This is a genomic window from Erwinia sp. V71 (assembly GCF_965644245.1).
Taxonomy (GTDB): Bacteria; Pseudomonadota; Gammaproteobacteria; order Enterobacterales; family Enterobacteriaceae; genus Erwinia.
On the sequence record NZ_CBFFRK010000044.1, the window covers coordinates 18,735 to 32,541 of the forward strand.

The following is a 13,807-nucleotide window of genomic DNA, read 5'->3' on the forward strand; positions in this document are numbered from 1 at the left end:
GGGATTATGATTGCGTTAATTCAACGGGCGCTGAATGCCAGCGTGACGGTGGCCGGGGAGACGGTCGGCGAAATTGGACCGGGACTCCTGATCTTACTTGGCGTGGAAAAGGGTGACAGCGAACAGCAGGCGCAGCGCCTGTGTGAACGGGTGTCAGGTTATCGCATTTTCAGCGATGAAAACGACAAGATGAATCTGAATGTACAGCAGGCGGGCGGCAGCGTGCTGGTGGTGTCGCAGTTCACTCTGGCGGCAGACACGCAAAAGGGTATGCGTCCGGGTTTTTCCCGCGGTGCCGAGCCTGCCGAGGCGGAACGCCTGTATAATTATTTTGTCGGCTGTTGCCGTGAAAAAGGCATTACCACGCAAACGGGACGTTTCGCAGCGGATATGCAGGTTGCGCTGGTCAATGATGGCCCGGTGACCTTTTGGTTACAGGTGTGAGCCAGTTAGCCGAGCGGCTATGGAGTGGCCAGTCGAGCTCTGACAGAGAGAACCACTATATGTATCACCTTCGTGTACCTGAAACGGCAGAAGAACTGGATATCTATTACCAGTTTCGTTGGGAGATGTTACGTAAGCCACTGCATCAGCCTCAGGGGGCGGAACGCGACGCCTGGGATGCGATGGCGCATCATCAGATGGTGGTGGATGAGCACGGGAAACCGGTGGCGATTGGCCGCCTGTATATCAATGCCGATAACGAGGCGGCGATCCGCTTTATGGCGGTGCATCCTTCTGTGCAGGGTAAAGGCCTGGGCACGCTGGTGGCGATGACGCTGGAGTCCGTGGCGCGGCAGGAAGGCGCGAAACGCGTAGTCTGCAGCGCGCGCGAAGATGCGGTCGAGTTTTTTGCCAAGCTGGGTTACCTCAACCAGGGGGAGATTACCGCGCCGCAAACCACGCCGGTACGCCACTTCCTGATGATTAAACCGGTGGTGACGCTGGATGACATTCTGCATCGCGCCGACTGGTGCGGTCAGCTGCAGCAGGCATGGTATGACCATATCCCGTTAAGCGAAAAAATGGGTGTGCGCATTACCCAGTACACCGGGCAAAAGTTTATTACCACCATGCCGGAGACCGGCAATCAGAATCCGCACCATACACTGTTTGCCGGCAGCCTGTTTTCGCTGGCGACGCTGACAGGTTGGGGGTTGATCTGGTTGTTGCTGCGCGAACGTCGCCTGGGCGGCACCATTATTCTTGCCGATGCACATATTCGTTACAGCCATGCCATTACTGGCAGACCTGGCGCGGTCGCGAATCTTGGCTCGCTGAGTGGCGACCTGGACCGTCTGGCGCGCGGACGTAAAGCGCGTGTGCAGCTGGAAGTGGAGCTGTTTGGTAACGAGCAGCTCGGTGCGGTATTTGAAGGGGTGTTTATTGTGTTGCCTGCTGATCCTGATGGGCCGCTGGAAGAGGGCGGCGGCGGGCAGATGATTAACTGATCCCTCTGCTCACGCCCACAAAATGGGCGGGGCATGTCTCCCTGTTCTCCCTCCGTCATAGCATGAATTAAGGCTGGCTGTTCTCTTTGCTCCCCCATAACATGGGGGAGCAAACAACCCCCCAGACCTTAAGGCTGCAACGTCCCGTTCACCATATTCTGCTGTATGCTCTGTTCGCTGGTGGTGACAGACAGTGAGCCGCTGGCGCTCTGGCGCAGCGGCGTTGCTGCCGCCAGGCTGGCGTTCAGTTTCAGCTGCATATTGCCTTTGCCGGACGCTGGCACGGCGGGCCAGCCCCAGTTATGCAGCACATCCGTCGCGACTGAGCGGCCATTCAGCGTCAGCGCAACAGGGCGCGCAGGCTGCTGCCCGACGGTCACCAGTCCTTCCAGCATTCCTTCTCCGGCAAACGCACTCATTTCGGTGACATTAATCTGGTTGTTGTCAGCGGTTAATGCCAGCGAAGGATGACGTAAATCGGTACGGTTAAACGTCGCTTCCGCGGCGTTCAGATTCAGCGTGCCGGACCAGATGCCCCACTGGTGATTGCGCGCCAGCAACAGATTGCTGCCGTTGCCATCGAGTGCCGTCATCTGGAACGGGAAAGCCGGATTAATATCGATCACCAAATTACGGCTGGCGGAGAAGCGACTCACCGTCACGCTGTCCAGCCAGCCCGGCAATTGCTGCATCCAGCGATCACGCCAGTTTTCTGGCAGAGTGTATTCCAGCCCGGCGATCACCAGTTCATCCAGCGTCAGGCGCTGCTGCGCTCGGTTCCACTGGCCCTGGGTGCGCACCAGACCATTTACCCAGCGTGAACTGAACTGGGTGATATTGATGCCCTGTGGCGAGAAGTCGAGATTGGCAATCGGATCATTCAGCGTCAGCTGACCATTGATAAAGTTGCTGGCGTTCATCGACAGTGAACCGCCATTACTTTCCCAGTCGCGGTTGCGCAGGGTGATATCTTTCAGCGTCAGGTCGAGGTCGGTCACTGCCCAGTCCGGCCCCTGCAGGCGGGCATTCGTGATATCCACACGTTCAAACGTGACCGACGGCAGGTCGAGAATAGGCTGCAAAAAGTCACTGAGTGACTGACTGGATTGCAGGCGAATATCATTCAGCCGCAGATTGGCGATACGCCAGTTACCGGCGGCATCACGCTCGGCGTTACCCGTCAGCGAGCCGCGCGCCAGATCCGCGCCAACGTTGCTGAATACCAGCCGTTGCTGATCAATGCGTCCCTGCAGCAGCACATTGTTGCCGGGCACACCATTAAGCGTCATTGATCCGGCGCTCAGCTGGAAGTTCGCACTGTCACCCAGCACATTATTAGCGACCGGCTGCCATGGCATCACGCCACCATTCACGCGTTCGGCCGTAATCGGTAATACGGTATGCGGGCTGGTGACCGCCATATCGCTTAACTGCAGGCGATTAGCCTGCAGCGGCCAGGCAACACGGTTATCGGAAACGTCCAGAGTGCCGCCCGTGACTTCGACGCTATCGAAATGCAGTGGTTCGCTGAACTGCGTCAGGGCAAAGCCCAGGTCAACGCTTTTGGCAACCACGACGGCCGGTTCGCCATCGTGACCAAAGGTGACGTCATTCAGAATCAAATGTGAGGGGTCGGAAAAACGGTATTCCACCTTAGCAACTGACAGATGGTAATCGGTATTATCGCTGATCCAGCGACTGGTCCAGTCTGCGCCCCAGCGGGTCTGCAGCACAGCAAACAGCACCACGATCACCAGCAGCACCAGTAACAGCAGTGTCAGAAGAAATTTTCCGATAAATTTCATCACGTCTTCCCTATGAATTTCCGGTATCCGGTTGTTATGCCTGAATTGCCCGGCTAGCTCAACAGGCTGGATGTAAAGTCAGAAAAACTCAATGAAAAGTCGACAGAAATACGGGCGAGGAGTTCCTCGCCCGGGGCAGGTTATTTCTCCTGCGCGTCTGGCGGGAAGACCAGGTTCAGGACGATGGCAGTGATACCGCCAGCGGCAATGCCGGAAGAGAGCAGGGTTTTCAGCCAGTCTGGGGCAAACTGCAGGATCAGCGGCTGCTGTGAAACACCGAGGCCAACGGCCAGCGACAGCGCGATAATCATGATCGCACGGCGATTCAGTGGCTCGCGCGAGACGATACGCACACCAGACGCCGCGATGGTGCCAAACATCACAATGGTTGCGCCGCCCAGCACAGGTTCAGGGATATGCTGCACAAAACCGCTCACTGCCGGGAACAGGCCAAGAACGATCAGCATCAGGGCAACAACAAAACCTACGTAGCGGCTGGCGACGCCCGTCAGCTGGATGACACCGTTATTCTGACCAAAGCAGGAGTTCGGGAAGGTATTAAACAGTGCCGAAACAAATGAGTTCAGGCCATTGGCCAGCACACCGCCTTTCAGGCGTTTCATATACAGCGGACCACTAACCGGTTGCTCAGACACGTCGGAAGTCGCGGTGATATCACCAATGGTTTCCAGTGAGGTCACCATAAAGACCAGCATCAGCGGGATCAGCAGGTTCCAGTCGAAACCAAGACCATAGTAGAACGGTTGCGGTACAGCGATAAGCGCGCTGTTGGACGGCGTGGTATTGTCCGGCAGCATACCCAGCGCCCAGGCCAGTGCATAACCGACCGCCATGGCGATCACCAGTGACGCGACGCGCAGATACGGATTACGCTGACGGTTAAGGAGAATAATCACCGCCAGCACCACGCCTGCCAGCAGCAGGTTTTTCGGTGCGCCAAAGGTGTGATCGTTCATCGCGGCAAAACCGCCACCGATGGAGGTGAGGCCAACCTGGATCAGCGACAGGCCGATAATCATCACCACAATGCCGGAAACCAGCGGGGTGATAATGCGCCGTGCCAGATGCAGCACGCGCGACAGTAGCATCTCGGTGCAGGAAGCGACCATCAGGGTGCCAAACAGCGCTGCCATCATGGTTGGGATATCAGCACCGCCGTTTTTCAGCGCCAGGCCACCCATAATCAGTGGCGTCACGAAGTTAAAGCTGGTGCCCTGAATGGAGAGTAATCCGGAACCGACGGGTCCCCAGGTTTTAATCTGCAGAATCGACGCCACGCCGGAGGCGAACAGCGACATACTTATAATGTGTTGCGTATCCTGCGCCGGTAAGCCCAGCGCCTGGCAAATCAGCAGGGCAGGGGTGATAACCGCAACAAACATCGCCAGCAGATGCTGGCAGGCAGCAAACAGGGTTTGCGGCAGCGGTGGACGATCTTCAAGGCGGTAAATCAGTTCACTCTTCGCGGCCGGTTTAGTGGCAGGCGTGGCACTGGCGAGATCAGTTTCTGCGGACATTGTTACGGTTCCCGGGGTAGAAAAGTGGCGATTTTAATCTTCTGTCGGCTAAAAGCAATCGTTTGCCGCTGTTCTGTTGTGATTTAGCAAACGATTAGCTGAGAGGTTACAACTGCGATACAAAGTTCTGGAGTAAGCGGGGATCAGGCGTTGGTATAACGTTCAGTTTCCGGCAGCCAGCGTTCAATCAGCGCCTGTGCCTGTTCAGGGTAATGCTGGTGGATATGGCGTGCCACACGCTGCACTTCCGGGATCATCGCCTGATCACGCAACAGGTCGGCGACCTTAAACTCGGCATTACCGGTCTGGCGCGTGCCCAGCAGTTCGCCGGGGCCGCGGATCTCCAAGTCACACTGGGCAATCACAAAGCCGTCATTGCTGTCGCGCAGCACCTGCAGGCGCTTTTGCGCGGTTTTGCTGAGTGGCGCTTTGTACAGCAACACGCAGTGAGATGCGATCGCGCCACGGCCGACGCGGCCACGTAACTGGTGCAGCTGCGCCAGCCCGAGACGTTCCGGGTTTTCGATAATCATCAGGCTGGCATTCGGCACATCCACGCCAACTTCAATAACGGTGGTGGCCACCAGCAGTTGCAGCTCACCCTGCTTAAAGGCCTGCATCACCTCTTGTTTTTCCTGTGGCTTCATCCGGCCATGCACCAGGCCGACATTCAGGTCCGGCAATGCGGCTTTTAGCTCTTCCCAGCTGGCTTCCGCCGCCTGTGCTTCCAGCAGTTCAGACTCTTCAATCAGTGTGCAGACCCAGTATGCCTGGCGCCCCTCTTCGCGGCAGGCGCTTTTCACGCGCGCGATAATGTCTGCGCGGCGGCTGTCGGGAATCGCCACCGTGGTGACGGGGGTGCGTCCAGGCGGCAGTTCATCAATGGTGGACGTATCGAGATCGGCATAGGCGGTCATCGCCAGAGTCCGTGGGATCGGCGTGGCGGTCATAATCAGATGGTGCGGATGGAAGCCCTGCTCTTCGCCTTTTTCCCACAATGCCAGCCGCTGGTGGACGCCAAAGCGGTGCTGCTCATCGATAATCACCAGTGCCAGTCCGTTGAACTGTACCTGCTCCTGGAAAATGGCATGGGTGCCAACAATCATCGACACCTCGCCGCGGGCGATAGCTTCCTGCTGTGCCTGACGCGCTTTGCCTTTCTGTTTCCCGGCCAGCCAGCCCACTTCAATGCCCAGCGGCGCAAACCACTGCCGGAAATTATTAGCATGTTGTTCGGCCAGCAGCTCGGTTGGCGCCATCAGCGCCACCTGTTTGCCATACGCGATCACATTCAATGCCGCCAGTGCGGCGACCAGGGTTTTCCCGGAGCCGACATCACCCTGCACCAGACGCATCATCGGGTAGTCTTTCGCCAGATCAGCAATGATTTCGCCCACTACCCGTTGTTGCGCGCCAGTGGGTTTAAACGGCAGAGCCGCCAGCAACTGATCACTCAGTTGCTGCCGGGCAGGCATAGGCAGGGCATGGTAGCGCTGCGCGCCAGCACGCACGGCCAGCATACTGAGGTTATGCGCCAGCAGCTCTTCCATGATCAGGCGACGTTGCGCAGGGTGCTTGCCGCTGTCCAGGTCGGTCAGCGCCATATCTGGTGGCGGACGATGCAGAGTATGCAGCGCCTGCGGCAGACTGATCATCCCCTGACTCAGCTCCGGCGGCAGCAGTTCGGCAATCGCGCAGGTTTCCAGCAGGGTTAACGCCTGGTCGGTCAGATTGCGCAGAGTCGCCTGGCGTACGCCTTCGGTGGTGGAGTAAACCGGCGTGAGCGTCTCCTGCAACTCAACGACGCTGTTATCACCCTGTACGCGATACTCAGGATGGATAATCTCCGCACCGCGCTGGCCGCGTTTGATTTCGCCATAGGCGGTGACCCGGCGGCCCGGTGCCAGGCTGTTTTTCATGCCAGCGTTAAAATTGAAAAAGCGCATAGTCAGTACGCCGCTGCCGTCACTGATTTGACAGGTCATCATACGGCGACGGCCAAAGCTGATATCGGTATGCAGCACTTCACCTTCCACCGTGGCATAGATGCCCGGCAGCAGGTCATTGATGGCATAAAGCTGGGTGCGGTCTTCGTAACGCAGCGGGAGGTGCAGCAGTAAGTCCTGCACGGTGTGTAAACCGAGCTTCGCCAGTTTACTCGCCTGGCTGGCGCCGACGCCGGAAAGGGTATTCAGCGGTACTGCATCCAGCAGACGGCCTTTCATTTTTTCACCACTGCCTGCATGGTGGCCCACCAGGCATCATCGGCAACCACTTCACCGCTGTCGTTGATCAGCGGGTAAGGCAGACCCTTTTGTTTGGCGACACGCGCCAGCACCGGATAACCGCCTTCAAACAGCAAACGTTGCTGTTCGGCGTAATCCAGCGTGCTGTCGCTGCGGTTATACATTCCGGCATTCTGTCGCTGGCGCTGCGCTTCATACAAAATCAGCGCGGACGCGACGGAGACATTGAGTGACTGCACCATTCCGATCATCGGAATAATAATATCCTGGTCGGCCAGCGCCAGCGCCTCCCGGGTGATACCGGTTTTCTCCTGACCCATCAGAATACAGGTCGGGCGGGTGTAGTCGATTTCGCGAAAATCCACGGCTTTATCAGAAAGGTGGGTTGCCAGAATCTGCATGCCCTGGTCTTTCAGCTGGTGAACAGCATCGGCGATGGTGCGATGGGTTTTCACCTGCACCCAGCTGTTGCTGCCCGCTGCGGCGGAAGCCATGGTGCGCATCCGGCTGCTCGGCCAGACGGCGTGAACTTCGTGCACACCCACGGCATCCGCGGTACGAATAACAGCGGAAACGTTATGCGGCTTATGCACCTGTTCCATGCAGACGGTTAGATCGTGCTGACGCGCAGCAAGCATCTCGCGAATGCGAGCAAAGCGTTGAGCATTCATGTACTAGTTTCGGTTACGGTGAACTTTAATCACATCCGGCATTACGCGGATTTTACGCATAATATTGGCCAGATGGATGCGGTCACGGGCCGTCAGGCGAATAAAGGCGCTGTATACCCGGCCATCTTTCTCTTCCGTATTCAGGCTCTGAATATTGGATGCAGCGGTGTTAATCGCGGCGGTCAGGTTAGCCAGTGCGCCCTGGTGGTTAAACATATCCACCTTAATTTCGGCGACGAACTCCTGATCGGTCGCTTTATCCCACTCTACCGCCATGAATTTTTCCGGCTCTTTCTGGTAGCCACGGATATTACGGCAGGATTCGTGATGCACCACCAGGCCTTTGCCCGGGCTGACGTGAGCAATAATCGGGTCACCTGGAATCGGCCGGCAGCATTTGGCGAAGGTGATCAGCACGCCATCAGCGCCTTTGATCGGCAGTTTGCTGCGCGAGGTGCTGTTCGCGGACGGGATCTGCGCGACCTGCTCGTTTTGCTGCAGGTTCTTCGCAATCACCACACTCATGGCGTTGCCAAGGCCGATTTCCGCCAGCAGGTCGTCGAGCGTGGCAAGCTTCATGCGATCCAGTTCTTGCTGGATATTCTCCGGCGGAATTTCCGCCAGTTTGCGGCTGCCGCCCAGCGCATGGTTCAGCAGGCGACGTCCCAGACTGACCGAATCATCACGCTTGAGGTTTTTCAGCAGCTGGCGGATTTTGGCGCGTGCTTTCGAGCTGACGACAAAATTCAGCCACGCGGCATTCGGCCGTGCGCCCGGTGCCGTAATGATTTCGACGGTCTGGCCACTGGTCAGTGACTGTGACAGCGGATACGGCTGGCGATCGACGCGCGCGCCAACGCAGGCGTGACCGATATCGGTATGCACGGCATAGGCGAAATCGACAGGCGTGGAGCCTGCCGGTAACTCGACGATGCGGCCTTCCGGGGTGAAAACGTAAATCTCATCCGGAAACAGATCGGATTTTACGCTCTCGATAAATTCAAACGAACTACCGGCGCTCTGCTGCAGCTCCAGCAGGCTTTGCAGCCAGCGCTGGGCGCGGATTTGCGCGGTGGTGCTGCTTTCGCCCTGCTCTTTATACGCCCAGTGCGCCGCGACACCCATTTCCGCCATCTGATCCATATCTTCGGTACGGATCTGCACTTCCACCGGTACGCCGTGCGGCCCGATCATGGAGGTATGCAGCGACTGATAGCCGTTGGCCTTGGGAATGGCGATGTAATCTTTTACCCGCCCCGGGCGCGGTTTATACAGGCTGTGCATCTGGCCGAGTACGCGGTAACAGGTATCGACATCGCTGACGATCACGCGGAAAGCGTAAATGTCCATGATCGAGTGAAAACGCTGTTCTTTCAGATGCATTTTGCAGTAGATCGAGTAGAGATGCTTTTCCCGGCCACTGACGCGGCAGGGAATGCCTGCTTCCTGCAACCGCCCTTCAATTTCCGAGAGGATTTTCTGAATCATCTCTTTGCGGTTGCCGCGCGCCGCTTTCACCACTTCTTTAATGACGCGGTAGCGGTTCGGGTAGAGCGCTTCAAAACCCAGCTCTTCCAGCTCGGTTTTCAGATGATGGATACCCAGGCGGTGGGCCAGAGGACTGTAAATCTCCAGCGTTTCCAGCGCGATACGACGCCGTTTATCCGGGCGCAATGAGCCCAGCGTGCGCATATTGTGGGTACGGTCGGCCAGCTTGATCAGAATGACGCGGATATCCTGCACCATCGCCATGATCATCTTGCGAAAGTTTTCTGCCTGCGCCTCTTTCTTGTCGCGGAACTTCAGTTTGTCCAGCTTGGAGACGCCTTCCACCAGTTCGGCAACACTTTTGCCAAACAGCTGTTCCATATCCTGGTAAGTGGCGGGGGTGTCTTCAATGACGTCATGCAGAAGCGCGGCCATGAGTGTTTCATGGTCGAGCTTCATTTCCGCAAGAATACAGGCAACGGCAACCGGGTGGGTGATATAAGGCTCACCGCTGGAGCGTGTCTGTCCCTCGTGGGCATCACGTGCAACAAGATAAGCTTGCTTGAGGCGCTTAATCTGGTCCTCAGGCAAGTATTTTTCAATCAGCTGATTGAGGCTTTCAAACAGATACAAGGCGAGCCTTCTGGCAGCTAATTAACGACGACCTTCAGCGATAGCAGTCACAGCCTGTAATTCAGCGGCTTCCTGCTCTTGCTGCTCCTGACGATCACGTACATCCAGAATCTGGTTGGTGATCAGGCCTTCTTCGATTTCACGGAGAGCGATAACGGTCGCTTTATCGTTTTCTTCCGGAACCAGGGCATCTTTACCGCCAACCTGCATCTGACGTGCGCGACGTGCAGCGACCAGAACCAGGTCAAAACGGTTGCCAATTTTCTCTACTGCGTCCTGTACGGTTACGCGTGCCATATGTGTGATACTCCACGGGTGACGAAATGACTCGGCATCATACTGAAACTGTCTTCAGTCTGCCAATAGTTTGCTGATTAAAGCATCATGCCGGGCTTTTTGACGGCTCATGCGCAGACGCTCAGCACGAATAATGTTCTTCAGATCGGACAGCGCCAGATCAAAATCATCATTCACAATTAAATAATCGTACTCGGCGTAGTGGCTCATCTCCGCCACGGCTTGTGCCATGCGCTTCGCGATCACCTCTTCGCTGTCCTGCCCACGGCCACGCAAACGGCGGTCGAGTTCATCTTTTGATGGCGGCAGAATAAAGATACTGCGTGCCTGCGGCATTTTTTGCCGAATCTGCTGCGCGCCCTGCCAGTCGATGTCCAGAAAAACATCCACACCCGTCGCCAGCACCTGCTCAATCGCTTTACGCGAAGTGCCGTAGTAGTTGCCAAAAACTTCAGCGTGCTCAAGGAAAGTATCTTCAGCAATCATCGTTTCAAATTCGGCTTTTGAAACGAAGAAGTAATGCTCGCCGTGATTTTCGCCAGGGCGCACATTACGCGTGGTATGCGAAATGGATACCTGCGTGTCGTACAGCGGCTGCGTTTTCAGCAGCGCCTGAATCAGACTGGATTTACCCGCGCCACTCGGTGCGGAAACAATAAAAAGTGTGCCTTGCGCCATGATTTTTCTTGAAGTGTTTTAAAATGCGGAGTCTGTTTCCTGCACAGTATACACAGCTTCCGCCCGCCATGCAGCGTTTGCACCTTACCGCTGCGTTTTTTCTTTATTAATGGAACATATTACGCACTGTTTTGTGCGGTTTTCAGGGTTTGCAGAAAAACGTTGCGTAGCACTTTTCACGTTTGACTATCGCCACTGGCGTTTGTTGCTGTGTCGCCGTTAACTGAGTGCGGACGTATAGCGGAGAGACAAAATGGCAGGGATGCGATGGTGGTTAATAGTGGTGGTTCTGTTCAGTTCCGCCGGGTGGGCTATCTGCCCGGTCTGGACACCAGCGACGGCCAGCGAAGAAATTAAGCAGCTGGAACAACAGTTAACTCAGTGGGACGAGGATTACTATCAGCAGGGCGGCAGCCCGATCGATGATGCGCTGTATGACAGCCTGCACCAGCGCCTGCAGCAGTGGCAGCGCTGTTTTCAGCCTGCTACACCACCACGAGAACCGCAGACCGGTGGCGGCCCGCTGAATCACCCTATTGCCCATACCGGGGTTAAAAAACTGGCGGATAAACAGGCGGTCGCCCGCTGGATGCAGAATAAAGCGCCGCTCTGGTTGCAGCCAAAGGTGGATGGCGTGGCGGTGACACTGGTCTACCGGCAGGGCCAGCTGACGGATGCAATCAGCCGTGGCAGTGGGATGCAGGGAGAATCATGGCTGGAGAATGTGCGCCAAATCAGTGCGATACCACACCATATCACGACAGATCGCGCACGTGTGGTGTTACAGGGTGAGATCTATCTGCCGATGAACGGTCATCAACAGGCAACCATGGGCGGTGCCAATGCCCGTGCACAGGTGGCAGGTGCGCTCATGCGTCAGCGTCATTCGCCGCTGTTGCCCTCTCTGGGGATTTTTATCTGGGCATGGCCGGATGGACCGGAGACGATGGCGCAGCGATTACAGCAGCTGGCCGGTTTTGGTTTTGGCCTGGAAGCTCAATGGACACAGCCTGTAGAGACGGCTGATGATGTTGCTCGCTGGCGCGAAGCATGGTTTCGCCAGCCGTTGCCTTTTGTCACTGACGGTGTGGTGATTCAGCGTGAGCAGCGCTCCGCTGGCAGGCACTGGTTGCCAGGCCAGGGGGACGAAGTTGCCGCGTGGAAATATACACCACCAGTGATCACCAGCGAGGTGTTGTCGATCGATTTCCCGGTTGGGCGCACCGGGAAAATCGCGGCAGTGCTGAATATCCTGCCGGTAAAACTGGATGACAAAACCATTCGCCGCGTCAGTCTGGGGTCACTGAGTCGCTGGCGGGAAGCCGATATTGTGCCCGGCGATCAGATTGCGGTGAGTCTGGCGGGTCAGGGCATTCCGCGCTTTGAACGCGTTGTGTGGCGGGTCACGCAACGTGATGTACCCGCAACGCCTGATCCTGAAAAGCATAACGCGCTCAGTTGCCTGCATCCTGATACGGAGTGTCGCGAGCAGTTTCTTGCCCGGCTCGACTGGCTGAGCAACAAAGATGTGCTGGATATTCCTGGTCTGCGCCGTGCGGGCTGGCAGCAACTCCTGTCGCTGGCGGAATTTCAGCATCTGTTTTCCTGGCTGCGTTTTAGTCAGCAGCAGTTGCAGAGCGTACCGGGCATCAGTGAAAAACGCGCGCAACAGCTCTGGCATCGCTTTCAGTTCAGCCGTCAGCAGCCTTTACAGCTCTGGGTGAAAGCACTTGGTGTTCCGCTGCCAGTTGCGGCGTTAAATGCGCTGCCTGATCGTGACTGGCAACAATTACTGGCGCGTGATGAGGCCAGCTGGCGGCAATTGCCGGGTATAGGTGCTGGTCGGGCGGCGCGTATTGTCCAGTTTTTACAGCATGATGAGGTCAGGCGGCTGATTACGTTTTTGCAGCAGGAACGGGATGAAGTGATACACGCGAGCAGGCCGGTCACCCTGCCTGCTCCTGCGCTTAGTGCTCCGGATGAGGGTAGTTGAAAATCGGCAGGCCCAGCTTGTAGCGCAACGCCAGCAGACGGGCGGCAAAACCAGCCAGCAGGGTGATGATGATCACCAGCTCGTGCGACAGCGGGGTTTTCAGCAGCAGGATATACAGCCAGCTGGCGGCAAAGGCGATACCGGCATACAGCTCTTTCTGGAATACCAGAGGAATGCGGTTGCAGAACATATCGCGCAGCACACCGCCAAAGACACCGGTGACCACGGCGCTGATGGCGGCAATAATCGAGGCATGGCCCATATCGAGAGCGACCTGGGTGCCAATAATGGAAAACACCACCAGGCCGAGCGCGTCCAGCACGAGGAAAACTTTGCGTAAATGGGTCATCAAAGGGGCGACGACGGTGGTCACCACCGCGGCTGCGGCGACGATCATGATATATTCGGGATGCTTAACCCAGCCGAGCGGGTAGTGCCCGAGCAGTATGTCGCGTACTGAACCGCCGCCAATGGCAGTGACGGAAGCAATAATAATGACGCCAAACATATCCATCCTGCGGCGTCCAGCCGCCAGTGCGCCAGTCATCGCTTCTGCAGTAATACCGATGATATAGAGAACAGTCAGTAACATGGTTAACTCCTGAAAAGTTGCGGGCAAGAGTAAGCTTTTTAGACGCGTCAGACGACTGAAATTTTCTCAGGGAAAACTGTTCGGATTAGCGGATGTAATAACGGGAACCCTTTTATATTATGCTTGCGATTATTTAGCGAAATTTCTTGATTATCAATGTTATTATTGTTTTTCATGATTAATTGTCATGAAGATTGTTTTCTTCTTATTTAAATGAAGTATATAAAAATATTAGTTATCTGTCTGGCCATTTATCTTTTGTTGAAAATGCCGCGTTAATTATATAGCGTGTGGTTGTGACATTGACGCACTCTCATCATAAAAATAATTTCCTAATTAGGCGGATTCAAGTTCGAAGTGCAACGCTAAGCCGCCTGTCTTAACTCTGCAAAGACCACTGAAGGCTGCCGGAACC

At 56.2% G+C, this 13,807-nt stretch carries 11 protein-coding genes; 3 read left to right on the forward strand and 8 right to left on the reverse strand.

Annotation, left to right across the window (positions count from 1 at the left end; translation table 11 throughout):
- Positions 1-6: 6 nt before the first annotated feature.
- A complete protein-coding gene (gene dtd / locus ACSZO1_RS11450) occupies positions 7-444 on the forward strand; it encodes a D-aminoacyl-tRNA deacylase (RefSeq protein WP_437612608.1) in 438 nt (145 codons plus the stop codon).
- A gap of 59 nt (positions 445-503) precedes the next feature.
- The gene (fabY, locus tag ACSZO1_RS11455; RefSeq protein WP_437612623.1) at positions 504-1,451 is read left to right on the forward strand and encodes a fatty acid biosynthesis protein FabY; all 948 of its coding nucleotides are present in this window, start codon (positions 504-506) and stop codon (positions 1,449-1,451) included.
- Positions 1,452-1,579: 128 nt separating this feature from the next.
- On the opposite strand, the gene ACSZO1_RS11460 is transcribed toward fabY, so the two are convergent.
- From ACSZO1_RS11460 to gmk, 7 genes are all read right to left on the reverse strand, one after another.
- Positions 1,580-3,256 (reverse strand): AsmA family protein, encoded by a 1,677-nt coding sequence (locus ACSZO1_RS11460; protein WP_437612610.1) that lies wholly within the window; start codon positions 3,254-3,256, stop codon positions 1,580-1,582.
- 140 nt (positions 3,257-3,396) lie between these two features.
- Entirely contained in the window at positions 3,397-4,794 is a 1,398-nt protein-coding gene (locus tag ACSZO1_RS11465) for a nucleobase:cation symporter-2 family protein (RefSeq protein WP_437612612.1), read from the reverse strand.
- A gap of 143 nt (positions 4,795-4,937) precedes the next feature.
- Positions 4,938-7,019: an ATP-dependent DNA helicase RecG gene (gene recG / locus ACSZO1_RS11470; RefSeq protein ID WP_437612614.1), complete on the reverse strand. Its 2,082-nt coding sequence runs from the start codon at positions 7,017-7,019 to the stop codon at positions 4,938-4,940.
- A complete protein-coding gene (gene trmH / locus ACSZO1_RS11475; RefSeq protein ID WP_437612616.1) occupies positions 7,016-7,711 on the reverse strand; it encodes a tRNA (guanosine(18)-2'-O)-methyltransferase TrmH in 696 nt (231 codons plus the stop codon). The genes recG and trmH overlap by 4 nt, the downstream gene beginning before the upstream one ends.
- Before the next feature lie 3 nt (positions 7,712-7,714).
- Positions 7,715-9,832 (reverse strand): bifunctional GTP diphosphokinase/guanosine-3',5'-bis pyrophosphate 3'-pyrophosphohydrolase, encoded by a 2,118-nt coding sequence (spoT, locus tag ACSZO1_RS11480; RefSeq protein WP_437612618.1) that lies wholly within the window; start codon positions 9,830-9,832, stop codon positions 7,715-7,717.
- Between the two features lie 21 nt (positions 9,833-9,853).
- Complete coding sequence (gene rpoZ / locus ACSZO1_RS11485; RefSeq protein ID WP_413652859.1) at positions 9,854-10,129, reverse strand: DNA-directed RNA polymerase subunit omega; 276 nt, start codon at positions 10,127-10,129, stop codon at positions 9,854-9,856.
- Positions 10,130-10,183: 54 nt separating this feature from the next.
- Positions 10,184-10,807 (reverse strand): guanylate kinase, encoded by a 624-nt coding sequence (gene gmk, locus ACSZO1_RS11490; RefSeq protein WP_437612620.1) that lies wholly within the window; start codon positions 10,805-10,807, stop codon positions 10,184-10,186.
- 253 nt (positions 10,808-11,060) lie between these two features.
- Here gmk and ligB point away from each other — a divergent pair, with 253 nt between their 5' ends.
- A complete protein-coding gene (gene ligB, locus ACSZO1_RS11495) occupies positions 11,061-12,800 on the forward strand; it encodes an NAD-dependent DNA ligase LigB (protein ID WP_437612627.1) in 1,740 nt (579 codons plus the stop codon).
- On the opposite strand, the gene ACSZO1_RS11500 is transcribed toward ligB, so the two are convergent.
- Positions 12,775-13,392, reverse strand: coding sequence for a trimeric intracellular cation channel family protein (locus ACSZO1_RS11500; protein WP_437612625.1), 618 nt, complete (start codon positions 13,390-13,392; stop codon positions 12,775-12,777). The genes ligB and ACSZO1_RS11500 overlap by 26 nt on opposite strands.
- Positions 13,393-13,807 lie beyond the last annotated feature (415 nt).